Below are 17034 nucleotides of genomic sequence, written 5' to 3' on the forward strand. Positions count from 1 at the left end.
CGTCCGGCTAGGAGGCTGTTGTCTGGGTTGCCGTGTGTGGCTTATGGCTTGGGGTCTGGCGCTTTGCGAAAAGGCATCAGAATCAGGTGTGCTGCCAGCAGTATGGCGCTGGCACCTGCGGCAAACAGTAGGGAAATCGATTCTACCGACGTTGGCGTGTCACTGAATCCGAAAAACCAACATGGCCAGAGGATCAGGTTCATGATGGCGAGCTGGATCATGCAGCGCTTACAGCGCCCGAGTTTGGCGCGGATGGAGTGGGATGCGTCTTTGCAAAAGCGACAACTCATGATGGATCAGGCAATTAGTCAGGACTGCCAGCAGACTACAAACAAAAAGACCCGCCGTAAAGGCGGGCGAATGAGATACCCAATCCCACTCAGGGATGTTGGGATATCTACCGACTCTTGGGGAGAGTGCGGTGTCAAAGTTGCAGTGCGTGCAACGTAAGGGGATGAAAAGGCGTTTTTTTAATTAGCAGCCCGGACCGCAATCCAGGCAGTGCTTAATCATTTCAGGGCCAAGGTGCAGCTTGGCGTTCAGGTCACGCAGTGCAGTGCGGACGCCTTCTTCAATCACCGGATGATAGAACGGCATGTCCAGCATCTGCGAAATCGTCATCTGATTCTGGTGTGCCCATGCCAGCAGGTGGGCAAGGTGCTCAGCATTTGGCCCCATCATTTCCGCGCCGAGGAAGCGGCCGGTGCCTTGCTCGCCATAGACATGCAGGATGCCTTTGTTGCGCAGCATGACACGTGAGCGTCCCTGGTTTTCAAACGACACCACACCGGTTTCAAAACATCCGCATTTACCCAGACGTTCAGTGATTTCTTTGTAGCTTTCACCCACCATGGCGATTTGTGGATCAGAAAACACGGCAGCTATTTTGCTGCGGCGAAGTCCGGCCCGGATATCCGGGAAGCGGCCTGCGTTGTCACCGGCAATGCGTCCCTGATCTGCCGCTTCGTGCAGCAGAGGGACTTGGTTGCTTGCATCACCCGAGATGAAAATCGAAGGCACACTGGTCTGCATGGTGTACGGGTCTGCGGTTGGTACGCCACGCGCATCAAGTTCGATATTGGTATTTTCAATATCCAGCTTATCCACGTTTGGACGGCGGCCGGTTGCAGCGAGTACATAGTCCACTTCCATTCGCTGAGGTTGACCTTGTTTGTCGAGGTAGCGGATATGGACCTTGTCACCTTCGCGTACCATTTCCTCTACCTTGGCATCCGCATCAAGATAAAATTCTTCGCTGAATGCTTTGTCGGCGTATGCCATGACTGTCGGGTCAGTCAATGGGCCTACCTGACCACCGACACCGAACACTTTCACATCGACACCAAGGCGGTGCAGAGACTGACCCAGCTCCAGACCTATAACACCTGGGCCAAACACAGCGACAGATCCTGGTAAGTCATTCCACTCAAAGACGTCGTCGTTCACAATCAGGCGATCACCCAAATCATTCCAGGGTGCTGGCCAGGTTGGGCGCGAGCCAGTGGCAATCACAATGCGCTTGGCTTCAACGCGGATGTGGCCATCTACCACCAGGGTGTTGTTGTCGATGAACTTGGCATAGCCTGCGACTTTGTCTTGCGCCGGGATTTCATCCACGCCTTCGAGGACAAATCCGACAAAGCGATCACGCTCTCGCTTAACGCGATCCATCACTTCACGGCCGTTGATTTTGATCTCACCCTGAGGGTAGACACCGAAGCCCGGTGCTTTTTCAATGTGGTGAACGGCCTCCGCAGCAGCGATGAGCAGTTTTGACGGCATGCAGCCAACCCGGGCACAGGTGGTGCCATAAGGACCGCCTTCGATAATCACGACACTGTCAGTGTGCGCTTTCGCAGCGCGGTATGCGCCCAGACCTGCGGTACCACCACCAATCACTGCTACGTCGACATTCAAGGTTTTCATTGTTGTTCTCCAATTCAATCCAGTTACCCACAACCTCAGGAAAAGTAAGGGCAGCCAACGCTGCCCTGTTCGGTGTTATGCGAAGTATGCTTCCAAGTCGTCGCTGCCACCGATGTGCTTACCGCCAATGAATACCTGAGGAACGGTGTCGCGACCGCTGACTGCACGCAGGCTCACCGTGGTTGCATCCTGACCCAGTACAATTTCTTCAAACTGTAGCTTGTTGTCGATCAGCAGCTGTTTTGCTTTTGAACAGTATGGACAACCTGGTTTGGTGAATACCGTAATTGATTCTTGCAGTTTGTGCTGTGGTGCTACATAAGCCAGCATGGTATCTGCATCCGACACTTTGAACGGGTCGCCTGGCTCGTTTGGTTCGATAAACATCTTCTGCACTACGCCGTCTTTCACCAGCATGCTGTAGCGCCATGAACGCTCACCAAAGCCCAAATCATCTTTCGCAACCGCCATCCCCATGCCGCGGGTAAACTCTGCGTTACCATCTGGAATGAAAGTGATGTTTTCTGCTTCCTGATCGGCTTTCCAGGCGTTCATCACGAAGGTGTCGTTGACTGATACACAAAGGATGTCATCAACACCGTGCTCTTTGAACACTGAATACAGCTCGTTGTAGCGAGGCAGGTGGGTTGAAGAACAAGTTGGGGTGAAAGCACCTGGCAGACTGAAAACAACCACCGTTTTGCCTGCAAACAGTTCGTCGGTAGTCACGTTAACCCACGCATCGCCCTGACGGGTTGGGAAGGTAACGTTTGGTACTTTCTGACCTTCTTTGTTGATAAATTCCATGGTAATACCCCTTAAGATTGATTGATTTATTAATTTTTTAACCCGGTGTTCCCGGTCGATGTGTGTATATTAGAGGGATTGGGGTGGATAGATCTAATTGATTGGGTTTATCATTTTGATAAGTAATTCCTATCAAAGGGGGCGGTGTGAATATTCGCGATCTCGAATACCTGGTGGCTTTGTCTGAGCATCAGCATTTTCGCAAGGCGGCTGAGGCGTGCTTTGTCAGTCAGCCGACACTCAGTGGGCAAATCCGGAAACTGGAAGATGAACTGGGCGTGGTGCTTTTGGAGCGCACCAGCCGCAAGGTACTCTTTACCGATGCCGGGATGCAACTGGTGCATCAGGCGCAAAAGATCCTGATGGAAGTGAAAGTGCTGGAAGAGATGGCAAGCCAGCAGGGTGAGGATATGTCTGGACCGCTGCATATCGGGTTTATCCCGACAGTGGGCCCTTATCTCCTGCCTCACATTGTGCCTGCAATTAAAAAGGCGTTTCCTGATTTGGAACTCTTCCTGCACGAGGCGCAAACCCACCAGTTGGTTCAGCAATTGGAAGAAGGGAAGCTGGATTGCATTGTGTTGGCCTCGGTGAAAGAAACCGAACACTTTAAAGAGATCCCGCTTTACCTTGAGCCTATGCTGCTGGCGTTGCCGGAAGGGCACAAATGGGCGAAAGCCGAGTCGGTGCCGATGGAAGATCTCCACGGCGAGACCCTGTTGATGCTGGCGGATGGCCATTGCCTCCGTGACCAGGCCATGGGCTTTTGTTTTGCTGCCGGGGCCAACGAGGATACCCGGTTCCGGGCGACCAGCCTGGAAACCCTGCGTAACATGGTGGCTGCTCAAACCGGGATCACCTTGCTGCCGAAACTTTCCGTTCCCAAAAGCATGCACCGTGATGGCGTGGTGTATGTGAAAGCCGTCGATCCTGAGCCGCAACGTCTGGTGACACTTGATTACCGCCCCGGTTCACCGCTGCGTGCTCGCTACGAAAAACTGGCTGGCGTAATCGCCGAAGCAATGCAGGGCACCTGCAACCCCGCCGCGGCTTAAAGGTAAAAGAAAGGCGCCATCCGGCGCCTTTGTTCATTTCAGGACAATCAGAACAGCTCTTCGCCTTCTGATTCATAGATATTCCCGCTGGTGGCAGCGGATGAAACGTATTCTGTCGGCTCCGTGCCTTTCACGAAATACTCAAACATCGAGCTGGCATCGTCTTTACGGGTCAGCAGGCCTGTCGCTCTGTCGATACGTACCTTCACGATATCAGCCGGGACGTCTTTACGTTGCTCTGGTACATCCACCAAGGCGTCGACCATAAAGTCTATCCAGGCTGGTTGCGCGGTTTTCGCGCCCGCTTCCGCGCCGGATACCTGTTCTTTATCCAGGTTGGCGTTGTAGGAGGTTCTGCCAAGCTCGCGTGAGTGGTCGTCAAAACCGACCCACACCGTGGCAACCAGACCCGGCGCAAAACCACTGTACCAGGTGTCCTTGGAGTCATTGGTTGTACCGGTTTTGCCGCCAATGTCACGACGGTTCAATGGTTTCTGTGCACGCCAGCCTGTACCGTTCCAGCCTGTACCCTGACGCCAGTCGCCACCACCCCAGATATTCGCTTCCATCATCTCGCGCACCAGAAACGCATTTTGTGCACTGATCACCTGTGGGGCAAACTCGGGTTCGTTTTCCATGTCGGCCGTTTGATCCAGCAGGTTTTCTTCTTCCTTCAGGTTGTCTGAATGCAGCTTGGAGCTGTTGTCGCAGTCGCTGCGACAGATAGTCTGCGGATGCGCGGTGTAAAGCGCCTCACCGAATGGGTTTTCAACCTTGCCTATGTAATAAGGCTTGAGGTAGTACCCGCCGTTAGCAAACACGCTGAAGCCCTGCGCCATTTCCATCGGGGTCAGGCTACCCGCACCCAGTGCAAGGGTTTCAGAGCGCGGAAGCTCGTCATTTTTAAATCCGAAACGGGTCAGGAAGTCGATGGTTTCATCCAGACCAACACGGCGCAACACGCGCACCGCCATCACGTTTTTGGACTGCGCCAGACCGATACGGGCGCGGGTTGGACCACTGTATGTCGGTGGTGAGTTCTTCGGACGCCACGCGGTGCCTTGGCTGGAATCCCACTTGTTGATCGGGGCATCGTTAACCAGAGTTGCCAATGTCATGCCCTGATCCAGCGCTGCCGAGTAGATAAATGGCTTGATGCTGGAGCCGACCTGACGCACAGACTGGGTTGCACGGTTGAATTTGCTGTGAATGAAGTTAAACCCACCTACCAGCGCTTTAATCGCTCCGTTTTCCGGCGACATTGCCACCATGGCAGTGTTGGCATCCGGTACCTGGCTCAGGTGCCATGCTTCATTAACCTGGCGTACCCAAATTTGCTCGCCTGCAGCCAGAATATCTGCCGCCTGTTTAGGTGCAGGCCCCTGGCGGGTATCGGTTTTATAACGACGTGCCCATTTCATGCCATCCCACGGTAGGGTAGCAATCTGTCCGTCCTGAAGCTCAACCTCTGCCGTTTTGGCGTCCACTTTGATGACTACCGCTGGTTTCAGTTCACCATAGGTCGGTTGGTTGTCCAGATGCTTTTGAATTTTCTCAGCGTCCCATGGTGCAGCGCCATCCTTCCATAGGGTCGCCACTGCGCCACGGTAACCGTGTCGCTCGTCGTAACCCAGCAGGTTGTTGATCGCGGCTTTTTCCGCGGCCACCTGCAGCTGTGAATCAACAGTGGTGTATACCTTAATGCCTGACTCGTAGACATCTTCGCCGTAATGCTCCACAGCCCATGCGCGCGCCATTTCGGCGATGTAAGGGGCGTTGAGCTCAATTTCCGCGCCGTGGTAGCGGGCAACGATGGGCTCAGCTTTGGCTTGCTCGTATTCAGAGCGGGTGATGTATCCCTCATCCAACATACGCTTCAGCACCACGTTACGGCGGTTAGTGGCGCGTTCTAGCGAATAGATAGGGTTCATGGTCGAGGGTGCTTTTGGCATACCGGCCAGGGTGGCGATTTCGCTTAAGGTCAGATCCTGCAAGTTCTTACCAAAATACACCTGCGCGGCAGCGCCGAAACCATAGGAGCGGTAACCCAGGAAAATCTTATTGACGTAAAGCGTCATGATTTCCTGTTTTGACAGCAGTTGCTCAATGTGGATAGCGATGAAAATCTCTTTGATTTTTCGCATGATCTTCTTCTCGTTGGAGAGGAAGAAGTTACGCGCCAACTGCTGGGTGATGGTGCTTGCACCCTGCTTGGCACTGCCCGACAGGGCAACAACGACCGCTGCACGGGTGATACCGATTGGGTCAATACCCGGGTGGTCGTAAAAACGGCTGTCTTCTGTTGCGATCAGCGCGTCGATCAAATCCTGCGGGATCTCTTCATAAGTCACCGGAATACGGCGCTTTTCACCGAACTGGGAAATCAGTTTGCCATCGGCGCTATACACCTGCATGGGGGTCTGCAGTTTCACGTCTTTCAGTGTGGCTACATCCGGCAATTCTGGTTTCACATACATGTAGAAACCAAAAATTGTACCCACTCCAAGTAATATGCAAATTAATGCAAGAATAAGCAGTCGCTTAATGAACTTCACTTGATGTTTCCCGTAATTTTTATATCGCGTCGTTTCAACCTTTAGTGTCCGTAGTATAAAGAGAACTGAACAAAAAATAACGAATCTGCGGAGAGAACTTTCAAAAAAGTTACTTGATGCTGACTTTTTAGATGGTGGCATTTTTGATGTTCGGTGGAACAACGGCCATGGGGATCGACGTGGGCACGAAAACGGTGCGAGCGGCAATGATCCAAAGGCGTGGTAAAGCTTTAAAACTCCAGGCGTTGGTTGCTGCTCCCCGCGGCAACGGCTCGCTTGATGATGCGCTCAAGTCGGTAAAAAAACAGCTGCGAAAAGCCTGCAAGGCACCCTGGCAGTGGCCCAAGCATCAAATTATGGGCGTGCCGCAAAGCAACGTCGCTGTGAAACGTTTTCCGGCGTCTTTGGATATCCCGGAGCACGAGCAGTATGTGCAGGTTGGGCTTCAACTCTCTGAAAGTCTTGGCATCTCAATGGATGAGCTGCTGTATGACTACCGGGCGTTACCCGAAACCGAAGGCGTGGAGGTGTATGCCTGCCGTAAGCCGCTTATCGCCGACACCCTCAAAGGGTTGTCAGAAAACGGTTATAAGCTTTCGGTGATTGAGCTGCAGACACATGCATTGATGCGCCTCTACAGCCAGCATTCAGCATCGCGGCATAGCGGTGAAGTTTCCATGATGATCGATATTGGCGCAGAGCGCCTGCAGATCTGCCTTGGAAATGGTGAAGGTGGACAGTTCTACCGGGAGCTGGCTGCACCTTTTGATGGCATGGGACTGGTCACCGATGAAGCAAGGGAGAGGTATACGGAAACCCTGGCCGATACGGTGCAGCGTCAATATCAGTTAGCTGCCACCCAGGTTCAAGGTGCGCCGGTCTCCTCTGTCTGGCTGTCGGGAGACAGCGCAGGAAAAATTGATATTTTCCAGCTTGAAAAGCTGCTGAACTGGCGTGTCAGGGCGCTGAATCCGCTTCAAGGACTGAGTTACTCCCCCAAACTGATAGATAAGCTTTCTGAGTCTACAGCGGCTTGGTCCACGTCCATTGGCCTCGCATTGAGGGGAGTAGAAAGTGATCACTAATATCAACTTGCTTCCCTGGCGCGAAATGTCACGCCAGGCGACGCGTCAGCGGTTTTTTAACAAAGCCGGTTTTGCTCTGGTTCTGGTGATGCTGGCGACTGGCGGTGCCTATTCGTTTGTTGATTGGCAACTGAGCAAGCAAGAAGCACGGAATGCCCGGATTCAACAGGAAATAGATGCGTTAAACGTCACCTTGAAAGATTTTGCCCGCCGCGAAGTCGAGCGGGACGAGCTTCATCGCCGTCTCATGCTGGTGAACTCACTGCAGAAACAACGCAATAACTCCACGTTGTTGTTCAACCTGTTGCCTCAAGTGACACCGGACGGTGTGGTGTTGGACAGAGTGACATTGACCAAAGGCAAGGTCGCTATCGAAGGGCGCAGTCGTGACAATGCCAAGCTGGCCAGCCTACTGGCCTTGCTGGAAGGCGACAACGGAGCCTCGAATGTGCAAATCCATTCCATTATCAATGATGCAGGCAGCCCTGCGATGGTCGCCAAGAGTTTCCGGGCTACGTTCGACTTAAACGGTTATATCGTTCCCGAATTGCCGAAGGAGCAAGAAAATGGCCGCTGATTGGCGTGACTGGGAGATTGATGAAATACCTGAATGGCAGGCTGCTGCACAAAACGTGCTGCTGTTTGTTATTGGCTCGCTGGTGTTAGTGGGGATGTTGTTTCTGCTGATATTACCGTTGAAACAGGATGTGGATTTGGCCAAACAGGAAGAAAGTCTGCTTCGCACCCAGTTCCGGATCAAGGCGGAGCAGGTTGCCGCGCTGCCCGATGTCGATGAACAGGTCGAGGAGCTGAAACGTTTCTATGCTCACCTGACCCAGCAACTCCCTGCGGAGGATGAACTGGCGTTGCTTCTGGCTGGCATTAACGATACGGGCCTTCAATACAATCTGAACTTTGAAAAATTGAACTGGAAGAAAGGCCAGAATATTGGCTGGTTGCATCAGGTTCCGCTGGATATTGAACTGACTGGAGCATATGGAGACATGGGGCAGTTTTCAGCGGCTTTGGCGAGAATGCCCCGTATCGTGACCCTGCAGGATTTCACCTTACAGCGCAAAACCGATGACAGCGATACCTTGCGCCTGGCCGTTGAAGCGCACACTTACCGCTATGAAAAACCGCAGGAGGTGACGCAATGAACCTGTGGCGGATTTTGCCTTTCACCCTGCTGTTGAGTGGGTGTTGGCAGCACGGCCAACAGCAGGATTTGGAGCGTTTTATTGTCCAGACCTATGCTGCGGCAAAAGTGACGGCGACACCATTGCCTCCTGAACCGACGTATTTCCCGATGGCATTTTCACCGAGCCTTGACACCGATCCTTTTGTGTTGCCGGTGGCGACCGAAACGGAACAACTTGCGCAAGGGGATTGTTGGCAGCCGGAAAACTTGCCGGGTAAAGATCTGTTGGAAAGCTATGAGCTCTCCTCTTTGGCTTTCAAGGGTGTTATCGGTCTGCCAGGCAGCTATTGGGCACTGGTTGAAGCGCCGGACACTTCTATTCACCGTGTGGGCGTTGGACGCGTTCTGGGTAACAACCGAGGACGGGTAGACAGCATCAGTCAACACACACTCTCTATCACTGAACATTTGCCGGACGGTTTGGGTTGCTGGCAGGTGCGAAACGTCAGATTGGCTCTGAATAACAACTAAAAAGGAAACATCATGATCAGCCGGAGGAAAGGAAGCCGAGGAGTATCCCGTCGGTTTATGCCGTGGGTTTTTGCAGCGTTGATGCTGTCACCCTTGGCGATGGCAGCCAACCAGTTGCACCATGTAGAGGTAACGGCCGGAGAGAACGGCAAAGCCTTGTTGTCTCTGACGTTGGAAGACAAATCTGTTGTCACCAACTTCAACAAAAAAGACGGTGTACTTGAAATTGTACTGAAAGGCACTGAGGTTGAAGACAACCTGATTGGCTCCCGCAGTCTGCTGGAGCTGAAAAAGGCGGTGCAGAGACTGGATGTATCTTCCCGAGACGACGATGTTCTTCTGAAACTAGTCACCAAAGACCCCTTTGGCTATGACTACTACCAGAACAATAATGTCCTGACCGTCGAGGTGTTTCCTTTTACCTCATTACCGTCTGGGGAAAGTGCTTCGATTAAGCAAAGTCGTCAGGGTAAGAATATTTCCATCAACTTCCAGGATATCCCGGTTCGCTCTGTGCTGCAGATGGTGGCTGAGCACAATGGCTTTAACCTGGTCGTCTCCGACACGGTGCAGGGCAGCCTGACGTTGCGACTGGACGATGTGCACTGGCAAAAAGCACTGGATACCATCCTTAAGGTAAAAGGGCTGGATAAGCGCCAGACGGGCAATATTTTGCTGGTGGCACCCAAAGCAGAACTGGATGAGCAGGAGCGACTGGTACTGGAGAAACGCCGCCAGGAGCGCGAACTGGCGTCCCTGCGCTCGGAAGTAATCCAAATCAAATATGCCAACGCTGAGGTTCTCGAAGAGATGCTGGGCGGCGGCAGCAACAGCGATGACGACGATGAAGGGATTTCCCTGTTGTCAGAACGTGGCAGTATCGCGGTGGATCCACGCACCAACTCGCTGGTGATTAAAGATCTGGCCGACAATATTGAAGTGATTAAATCGATGATTCAGGCGCTTGATGTGCCGGTTGATCAGGTTGAAATCGAAGCGCGTATCGTGACGGTCGATGAGGGTACACTGGATGAAATCGGTGTACGCTGGGGGATTGCAAACACCAACGGTGACTTCACTGTCGGTGGTTCGATTGAAGGCAATATGGGTTGGGATGACAGCCTGGACTTCAATGCAGACGGAGAGTCTGATGGTATCTCTGTTGACGACTTCCTCAACGTGAACCTGGCTGCGACCAGCCCAAATGCCGCCAGTATTGCGTTCCAGGTCGCCAACCTTGGCAAGGATTTACTGCTGGATCTTGAACTCTCCGCGCTTCAGGCCGAATCCCGAGCGGAAATTATCTCCAGCCCACGCCTGCTGACCACCAACAAGCGTGCAGCCTATATTGAGCAAGGTACGGAGCTGCCTTATCTTGAGGCATCTTCCAGTGGTGCGGCAGCGGTGTCGTTCAAAAAAGCGGTACTGAGCCTGTCAGTAACGCCACAAATTACCCCGGACAGTAAACTGGTGCTGGACTTGCAGGTAACCCAGGACAAACCAGCGGGGACTGTTAAAGCGGGCACTGGCGAAGCGATGGCGATTAACACCCAGCGTATTGGAACTCAGGTTCTTGTGAATGATGGCGAAACTGTCGTTCTGGGTGGCATATTCCAGCATGAGATGATGGAAGGCGTGGATAAAATCCCATTGCTTGGTGATATTCCCGGTCTGGGTCAGTTGTTCCGCCGGAACTACGAAACTATGGGTAAAAGGGAACTGCTTATCTTCGTGACACCGCGAATCATTACGCAGTAATCGTTTGCCTTTCATGGTGTTATCGTTCAACAGTTAGATTGTTTCTGCAGGGGCAGGAAGTCACACTAAAGGTGAGTTTCTGCCCCTTTTGTTTGTTCTTTCCCAGCAAACTCGAATTTAAACCTGCCTTCTGGCGCATTTAGAGTTGCCAAAAGACCAGTTGACCTGAGATAATTTTTGGTCTGATCACGAAATATCTGTGAGGAAATTGGCGCCTCGGGCTTTCGAATTACGAGCCTGCGGGCGGTGTTGTTTTCATTTAACCGCGCGTAAACTGCTAAAAATGGCTGAAAAACGAAATATCTTTCTTGTAGGTCCAATGGGGGCTGGCAAAAGCACAATTGGTCGACACCTGGCACAGCAACTACACATGGAATTTTTCGACTCTGACACTGTGATCGAAGAGCGCACAGGTGCAGACATTGCATGGGTTTTCGATGTTGAAGGTGAAGAGGGGTTCCGCGTTCGCGAAGAGAACGTCATCAACGACCTGACTGAAAAACAAGGTATCGTTCTGGCAACCGGTGGTGGTTCCATTAAGAGCCGTGAGAGCCGTAACCGTCTGTCTGCACGCGGTATCGTGGTTTACCTTGAAACCACCATTGAGAAACAACTGGCGCGTACCCAGCGCGACAAAAAACGTCCTCTGCTGCAAACCGAACAACCTCGTGAAGTGCTGGAAGCGCTGGCAGAAGAGCGCAATCCACTGTACGAAGAGATTGCGGACTACGTTGTGCGTACTGATGATCAAAGTGCCAAAGTTGTGGCAAACCAGATCATTGAATTGCTGGAAAATCACTAATTACTGAAGGGAATCCATGGAACGGATCAATGTAAGTCTGGGCGACAGAAGTTACCCCATCTCAATTGGCGCAGGGTTGCTTTCCGACCCTGCCTATTTCTCTGATGCCAACGGGCGTCGTGTGGTGGTGGTGACCAATGATGTTGTGGCGCCTCTTTATGCTGATCGTTTAATGGATACCCTGAACAAAGCTGGCGGCATGCCAGCTTTGTTAACTCTGCCGGATGGCGAGCAATACAAAACGCTGGAAACATTCAACATCATCAATACCTTTTTGCTGGAAGGCAATTATGGCCGGGATGTGCTTATTGTGGCACTCGGTGGTGGGGTGATTGGGGATGTTGTCGGGTTTGCGGCCGCTTGCTACCAGCGGGGTGTTGATTTTATCCAGGTACCTACCACCTTGCTGTCTCAGGTAGACTCATCGGTTGGCGGTAAAACGGCAGTCAATCATCCGCTTGGCAAAAATATGATAGGGGCATTCTATCAGCCAAAAGCGGTAGTGATTGATATTGATGTCATGCAGACGCTTCCTGCCCGTGAATTCGCGGCCGGTATGGCGGAAGTGATTAAGTACGGCATTATTGCAGATCGCGACTTTTTCATTTGGCTGGAAGACAACTATCAGGCGCTCAATGCGTTGGAGCCGGAAGCACTTGTGACAGCCATAAAACGTTGCTGTCAAATTAAGGCGGACGTTGTCGCCGAAGATGAAAAAGAGTCCGGCGTACGTGCCCTGCTCAACCTTGGTCATACTTTTGGTCACGCGATTGAAGCGGAAATGGGGTATGGCGTCTGGTTACACGGTGAGGCAGTGTCAGCCGGTACTGTCATGGCGGCAGTGACAGCGATGCACCAACAACTGTTGGTGAAAGAAGATGTTAGCCGCATCACTTCCTTGCTCGAAAAAGCCAATCTTCCCGTGAAAGCTCCAACAAGCATGGGCTATGATGCCTTTATTAAGCACATGAAACGTGACAAAAAAGTGCTTTCCGGGCAACTACGCTTTGTGCTGCCAACGTCGATTGGTACGGCGGAAGTAGTTGCGAATGTGACACCCGAAACGCTTGCTGAGGTCATCAAGACACACTAAGCGGGTTTGTATATGACAGGCTCTCATGAAATGATCGCTTTGGATCTGGATAGTCAGATCCAACTCTTGTCGAGAATTCAGTTTCTTACCCGATTCAGCTCGAATCTTGTTCAAGTTACCGGCGAGCCCGGTGCGGGCAAGACCTGGCTGAGCGAGCGTTACCTTGAAAACTGGGCCAATGAACCGGTTCAGTCACTCCTCTTATGTAATCCCAGTCAGCAAGACGCACAGCACCGTGCGATCATTCTGCGTCAGATCGTGCGCGATGGCGTCTTCAACGAACAAGATCCTATGCTGCAAAGCCTTGACTATATGCTCGAAGGCCGCAGTGTCCACGCCCTGATTGTGATTGATGATGCACAGCGCCTAAGCGCCAATCTCATTGCCGAACTATGGGCTTTGGTGACTGAAGCTCAACGCCGTGATAATTGGCAAATCAACATATTGCTGTTCAGCCTGCGGGGCAAACTGAATAAGTGGCTGCACAAAGTCTCTTACGGTCAGGGCGTCAAACCGCTGGAGCTTGAGATAAGCCCGCTGTCTGACAGTGAACGCGAGATGTTCATTGAAGTCATGATGGTGAGCCGACAGTTGGATGCCGCCCAGCGACGCGCCCTCAAAGAAAAAGCCGCATCGCTACCTTCCTTACCCGGAGCCCTTAAAGGGCTGGAACAGCAGGAGACCGCTTCCATGGAAGAAAAGAAACGCCGCTCCCCCTTACCGCTGATTTTGCTGGTTCTGTTGTTATTGCTGGTTGGTGGCGGACTGGTCTGGTGGTCAATGTCACCCAACCTGACCGGTAACAGTGAGAATATCGCTGAGACTATGCCGGATGGTGTCAAAGAACTGGCCGCTATTTTGGAAGAACACGAAAAGCCGTCAGCGACAGCAAGTGATGGCGGTACGGGTGAAGAAAATGGCGATAACCCATCCACGCTAGAAGTGGCAGAGGATACCATCCAGTTGCCGCTGACACCGGCTGTAGAGGGCTTGACCGTCGGCCGTCGCGATGAAAACCGCCGCATCGTCGTGCCGGATAAAGTTGTCGATGCCATTATTGATGAACAGGAAGTGGGTGGTGATGGTACCGGTGCCGTTGAAGAGCCGCTCATTCCGGAGCTGGTTCAGGTTAACCCTGAGCCTCTGGTGCAAGAAACCGTCAACATTGGGCCTGAACCTGTTTCTGCACCTGCTGCACCAGCGGCGGCCGCAACAGAAGTGCCAATGGCAAACCAGATGCTTTTGACTGTGCCAACATCCCGCTACGCGTTGCAACTGGCCGCGCTACAATCTAAGCCCGCGGCCGTCGAATTCCTGCAGCAGTACGGCATTGAAGACAGCGCTTTGGTGTATGAAACCCGACGGAACGGTGAGCCATGGTTTATGGTGTTGCTGGGGGACTATCCTTCTGTTGCCGAAGCGCGCCGCGCAGAATTGCAGCTGCCGGCAAACATTCAGGCGTTGGGACCGTGGGCGAAGTCATTCGTCCAGATCCACAAAGAGATAGCATTGGTTAACTAACCCGCTTGCGCACGCGCCAGGCACGAAATTACGCTGATTGATGGTTAAAAATAAGATACAATCCGCCACCTTTCGAACAGCTGTGGTGGTGGATACACATTCATGAAAAAGCATCGTGCCTTTCTTAAGTGGGCCGGGGGAAAATATTCCCTGGTTGATGATATCCGCAAACACCTGCCGGAAGGCAAAAAGCTGATTGAACCTTTCGTTGGCGCTGGGTCGGTATTTCTCAATACCGACTTCGAACAGTACCGCCTTGCGGATATCAACCCGGATCTGATTAACCTCTACAATCTGCTAAAGCAGGAACCTGAGCGTTACATCGAAGACGCCAGAAAACTGTTCACGCCGGAATATAACCAGAAACCGGCGTACCTGTCAGTGCGCGAAGAATTCAACCAAAGCAAAGACCCTTATCTGCGCTCGTTGTATTTCCTGTACATGAACCGTCATGGTTTTAACGGCCTTTGCCGTTACAACAAAAAGGGGGGGTTCAACGTCCCGTTTGGTTCGTACAAGAAGCCTTACTTCCCGCAGGCAGAGCTGGAGTTCTTTGCTGAAAAAGCCAAGAAAGCCACCTTTGTGTGTGAAGGCTATCAGCAGAGTTTCAAAAATGCCCGTCGCGGCAGTGTGATTTACTGCGATCCTCCGTACGCGCCGCTGTCGACCACGGCGAATTTCACCACTTATGCCAGTGGTGGTTTCAGCCTCGATGACCAGGCTTTGCTTGGCGAATGGGCACGTAAGGTGAGTATTGAGAAAAACATCCCGGTGTTAATTTCAAACCATGACACTGCGCTGACCCGAAGCCTTTATCACGGGTCGCATTTCAACATGGTGAAAGTGAAGCGCACTATCAGCCGCAATGGCGGTGGGCGCAATAAAGTCGACGAACTGTTGGCACTGTTCGCCCCGGAACTGGTTGAGTTGCCTTAACTGGGCGCAACCAGTGACACCAGACCGATAAGTGCCACCACGAACAACACCACAAATACAAAACCGACCAGCAGATAGGGCACCATACTGGTTTGCCTGAAATCCCGCTGGCGGTTTTTGTCTGACTGCACGCCGAACATGGCTGCCACCACACTTTTCACTACGCCGAGCAAGCCGACTTTTTCTTCCTGTTGCTCCTTATCCTGCATCCCGTATCCCGTTTTGTTTGTTCTCTCCGAAGCTTAGTCCAGCCCAGTGGCATCAGCCTACAGGGGCGTCAATTTTCTCCGGTTATGGTTTGAATCAAAGGATCTGATAAGACAGGGGCGAGCCAATCGGGTAGAATTGCGCCGAATTTTCGGGTAATGACGATACCCCAATCACCGGCCGGTCGTTTGGGCATATCTACAGTGAGGCTATAGGATGAAGGATTTTCTCATTGCACCGTCGATCCTCTCGGCGGATTTCGCACGTTTAGGTGAAGACGTAGAAAAAGTACTGGCAGCAGGCGCTGATGTGGTGCACTTCGATGTCATGGACAACCACTATGTACCTAACCTCACGTTCGGTGCGCCTATCTGTAAAGCGCTGCGTGATTACGGCATTACTGCGCCGATCGATGTCCACCTGATGGTGAAGCCGGTTGACCGTACCATTCCGGATTTTGCCAAAGCCGGTGCAACCATGATCACCTTCCACGCGGAAGCCAGTGAGCACATCGACCGCAGCTTGCAACTGATCAAAGAGCATGGCTGTCAGGCGGGTTTGGTCTTTAACCCAGCGACCCCGCTGCACTACTTAGATCATGTGATGGACAAGCTGGACATGATCCTTTTGATGTCCGTTAACCCGGGCTTTGGTGGTCAATCGTTCATTCCTGAAACCCTGAATAAACTGCGTGAAGTGCGTCGTCGTATTGACGAGAGCGGCCGCAATATCCGCCTTGAAATCGATGGCGGCGTAAAAGTTGATAACATCCGTGAAATCGCAGAAGCGGGCGCTGACATGTTTGTGGCAGGCTCGGCTATCTTCGGTCAGCCTGACTACAAAGCAGTGATCGACGAAATGCGTGCGGAACTGAGCAAAGTAGGTAAATAAGCCGTGACGGTAAACTTTGAAGCGATCAAATACATCGCGTTTGATTTGGACGGTACCCTGGTAGACAGCGTACCGGATCTAGCAGAAGGCATTCGCATGGCGCTGGCCGACAATAACCTGCACACAGTGACTGACGACGAAGTGCGTCACTGGATTGGTAACGGCGCAGAAATCATGCTGAAACGCGCCCTGAGCCAGAGTGTCACCATCAAGGCGGATATCGACCAAGCGCTGTACGAAAACGTGCGCGAGCGTTTTGATTTCCACTATGCCAACAACGGCCATGGCAAGACCATCGTTTACCCTGGCGTAAAAGAAACCCTGGCAACGCTGAAAGCAGCGGGTTACACCCTGGGTATCGTGACCAACAAGCCGTATCAGTTTGTCCCGGAAATCCTGGCGGATCTCAATCTGGCACAGTACTTCACTGACGTGATTGGCGGCGATTCGCTGCCAACCAACAAGCCACATCCGGAAGGTCTGTTCAGCCTGCGTGACAAGCACGGCCTGAGCAACGAAAACATGCTGATGGTGGGGGATTCGAAAAACGATATCCTTGCCGCGAAAAATGCAGGTTTTGCTTCAGTAGGCCTGACATACGGATATAACTATGGTGAGCCAATCAGCGACAGCGCACCGGAGTTTGTGGCTGACCACTTCAACCAGCTATTAACGGTTCTCAGCACCGAAAAAACAGCGTAAATTAAAGCTTCGATTTTTCTCGAT

17 protein-coding genes are annotated in these 17034 nt (G+C 52.3%); 12 read left to right on the forward strand and 5 right to left on the reverse strand.

The annotated features are described in order from the left end of the window. Positions 1–41 precede the first annotated feature (41 nt). From KU854_RS12935 to KU854_RS12945, 3 genes are all read right to left on the reverse strand, one after another. Positions 42–290, reverse strand: coding sequence for a DUF3624 domain-containing protein (locus KU854_RS12935; protein ID WP_218358930.1), 249 nt, complete (start codon positions 288–290; stop codon positions 42–44). A 184-nt stretch (positions 291–474) separates the two neighbouring features. Further along, positions 475–1926, reverse strand: coding sequence for a dihydrolipoyl dehydrogenase (locus KU854_RS12940; protein WP_218358931.1), 1452 nt, complete (start codon positions 1924–1926; stop codon positions 475–477). 75 nt (positions 1927–2001) lie between these two features. Further along, on the reverse strand, positions 2002–2733 hold the full coding sequence (locus KU854_RS12945; RefSeq protein ID WP_218358932.1) for a glutathione peroxidase: 732 nt from the start codon (positions 2731–2733) through the stop codon (positions 2002–2004). Positions 2734–2879: 146 nt separating this feature from the next. Between KU854_RS12945 and oxyR the strand changes: the two genes are divergently transcribed. Beyond that, positions 2880–3788, forward strand: coding sequence for a DNA-binding transcriptional regulator OxyR (oxyR, locus tag KU854_RS12950; protein ID WP_218358933.1), 909 nt, complete (start codon positions 2880–2882; stop codon positions 3786–3788). Between the two features lie 47 nt (positions 3789–3835). On the opposite strand, the gene KU854_RS12955 is transcribed toward oxyR, so the two are convergent. Further along, positions 3836–6343, reverse strand: coding sequence for a penicillin-binding protein 1A (locus KU854_RS12955; protein WP_218358934.1), 2508 nt, complete (start codon positions 6341–6343; stop codon positions 3836–3838). A gap of 146 nt (positions 6344–6489) precedes the next feature. On the opposite strand from KU854_RS12955, the gene pilM reads away from it, so the two are divergent. The 9 genes from pilM to dam all read left to right on the forward strand — a co-directional run bounded on the left by pilM (position 6490) and on the right by dam (position 15210). Continuing rightward, positions 6490–7428, forward strand: a complete 939-nt coding sequence (pilM, locus tag KU854_RS12960) for a type IV pilus biogenesis protein PilM (RefSeq protein ID WP_218358935.1) — start codon at positions 6490–6492, stop codon at positions 7426–7428. Then, positions 7418–8005 carry a PilN domain-containing protein gene (locus KU854_RS12965; RefSeq protein WP_218358936.1) on the forward strand — a complete coding sequence of 196 codons (588 nt, stop codon included), beginning with the start codon at positions 7418–7420 and terminating at the stop codon, positions 8003–8005. The genes pilM and KU854_RS12965 overlap by 11 nt, the downstream gene beginning before the upstream one ends. Further along, on the forward strand, positions 7995–8588 hold the full coding sequence (locus KU854_RS12970) for a type IV pilus inner membrane component PilO (protein WP_054779500.1): 594 nt from the start codon (positions 7995–7997) through the stop codon (positions 8586–8588). Before KU854_RS12965 ends, KU854_RS12970 begins: the two co-directional genes overlap by 11 nt. Then, positions 8585–9100: a pilus assembly protein PilP gene (locus KU854_RS12975; RefSeq protein WP_218358937.1), complete on the forward strand. Its 516-nt coding sequence runs from the start codon at positions 8585–8587 to the stop codon at positions 9098–9100. Before KU854_RS12970 ends, KU854_RS12975 begins: the two co-directional genes overlap by 4 nt. A 57-nt stretch (positions 9101–9157) precedes the next feature. Then, on the forward strand, positions 9158–10858 hold the full coding sequence (locus KU854_RS12980; protein WP_218358938.1) for a type IV pilus secretin PilQ: 1701 nt from the start codon (positions 9158–9160) through the stop codon (positions 10856–10858). A 283-nt stretch (positions 10859–11141) separates the two neighbouring features. Continuing rightward, positions 11142–11660, forward strand: a complete 519-nt coding sequence (gene aroK, locus KU854_RS12985) for a shikimate kinase AroK (RefSeq protein WP_054779502.1) — start codon at positions 11142–11144, stop codon at positions 11658–11660. Between the two features lie 16 nt (positions 11661–11676). Then, positions 11677–12753 (forward strand): 3-dehydroquinate synthase, encoded by a 1077-nt coding sequence (aroB, locus tag KU854_RS12990; RefSeq protein ID WP_218358939.1) that lies wholly within the window; start codon positions 11677–11679, stop codon positions 12751–12753. A gap of 30 nt (positions 12754–12783) precedes the next feature. Beyond that, positions 12784–14274, forward strand: a complete 1491-nt coding sequence (locus KU854_RS12995) for an AAA family ATPase (RefSeq protein WP_218358966.1) — start codon at positions 12784–12786, stop codon at positions 14272–14274. Positions 14275–14376: 102 nt separating this feature from the next. Continuing rightward, the gene (dam, locus tag KU854_RS13000; protein ID WP_054779503.1) at positions 14377–15210 is read left to right on the forward strand and encodes an adenine-specific DNA-methyltransferase; all 834 of its coding nucleotides are present in this window, start codon (positions 14377–14379) and stop codon (positions 15208–15210) included. Here the strand turns inward: dam and KU854_RS13005 are convergent. After that, entirely contained in the window at positions 15207–15419 is a 213-nt protein-coding gene (locus tag KU854_RS13005; RefSeq protein ID WP_218358940.1) for a DUF2970 domain-containing protein, read from the reverse strand. The two genes, dam and KU854_RS13005, sit on opposite strands and share 4 nt — an antisense overlap. Before the next feature lie 214 nt (positions 15420–15633). On the opposite strand from KU854_RS13005, the gene rpe reads away from it, so the two are divergent. Together rpe and KU854_RS13015 are read left to right on the forward strand one after the other, a co-directional pair. Further along, complete coding sequence (gene rpe, locus KU854_RS13010) at positions 15634–16308, forward strand: ribulose-phosphate 3-epimerase (RefSeq protein ID WP_218358941.1); 675 nt, start codon at positions 15634–15636, stop codon at positions 16306–16308. Between the two features lie 3 nt (positions 16309–16311). Further along, the gene (locus KU854_RS13015; RefSeq protein ID WP_218358942.1) at positions 16312–17010 is read left to right on the forward strand and encodes a phosphoglycolate phosphatase; all 699 of its coding nucleotides are present in this window, start codon (positions 16312–16314) and stop codon (positions 17008–17010) included. Positions 17011–17034: the final 24 nt, after the last annotated feature.

Source organism: Enterovibrio paralichthyis, from assembly GCF_019209835.1.
In the GTDB taxonomy this organism is placed as follows: Bacteria; Pseudomonadota; Gammaproteobacteria; order Enterobacterales; family Vibrionaceae; genus Enterovibrio; species Enterovibrio paralichthyis.

What these genes read in the sequence shown, in the direction of transcription:
- KU854_RS12935 (WP_218358930.1), bottom strand. Translation starts at nt 290, where the DNA reads ATGAGTTGTCGCTTTTGCAAAGACGCATCCCACTCCATCCGCGCCAAA.
- KU854_RS12940 (WP_218358931.1), bottom strand. Translation starts at nt 1,926, where the DNA reads ATGAAAACCTTGAATGTCGACGTAGCAGTGATTGGTGGTGGTACCGCA.
- KU854_RS12945 (WP_218358932.1), bottom strand. Translation starts at nt 2,733, where the DNA reads ATGGAATTTATCAACAAAGAAGGTCAGAAAGTACCAAACGTTACCTTC.
- pilM (WP_218358935.1), top strand. Translation starts at nt 6,490, where the DNA reads ATGTTCGGTGGAACAACGGCCATGGGGATCGACGTGGGCACGAAAACG.
- KU854_RS12970 (WP_054779500.1), top strand. Translation starts at nt 7,995, where the DNA reads ATGGCCGCTGATTGGCGTGACTGGGAGATTGATGAAATACCTGAATGG.
- KU854_RS12975 (WP_218358937.1), top strand. Translation starts at nt 8,585, where the DNA reads ATGAACCTGTGGCGGATTTTGCCTTTCACCCTGCTGTTGAGTGGGTGT.
- KU854_RS12980 (WP_218358938.1), top strand. Translation starts at nt 9,158, where the DNA reads ATGCCGTGGGTTTTTGCAGCGTTGATGCTGTCACCCTTGGCGATGGCA.
- aroK (WP_054779502.1), top strand. Translation starts at nt 11,142, where the DNA reads ATGGCTGAAAAACGAAATATCTTTCTTGTAGGTCCAATGGGGGCTGGC.
- aroB (WP_218358939.1), top strand. Translation starts at nt 11,677, where the DNA reads ATGGAACGGATCAATGTAAGTCTGGGCGACAGAAGTTACCCCATCTCA.
- KU854_RS12995 (WP_218358966.1), top strand. Translation starts at nt 12,784, where the DNA reads ATGATCGCTTTGGATCTGGATAGTCAGATCCAACTCTTGTCGAGAATT.
- dam (WP_054779503.1), top strand. Translation starts at nt 14,377, where the DNA reads ATGAAAAAGCATCGTGCCTTTCTTAAGTGGGCCGGGGGAAAATATTCC.
- KU854_RS13005 (WP_218358940.1), bottom strand. Translation starts at nt 15,419, where the DNA reads ATGCAGGATAAGGAGCAACAGGAAGAAAAAGTCGGCTTGCTCGGCGTA.
- rpe (WP_218358941.1), top strand. Translation starts at nt 15,634, where the DNA reads ATGAAGGATTTTCTCATTGCACCGTCGATCCTCTCGGCGGATTTCGCA.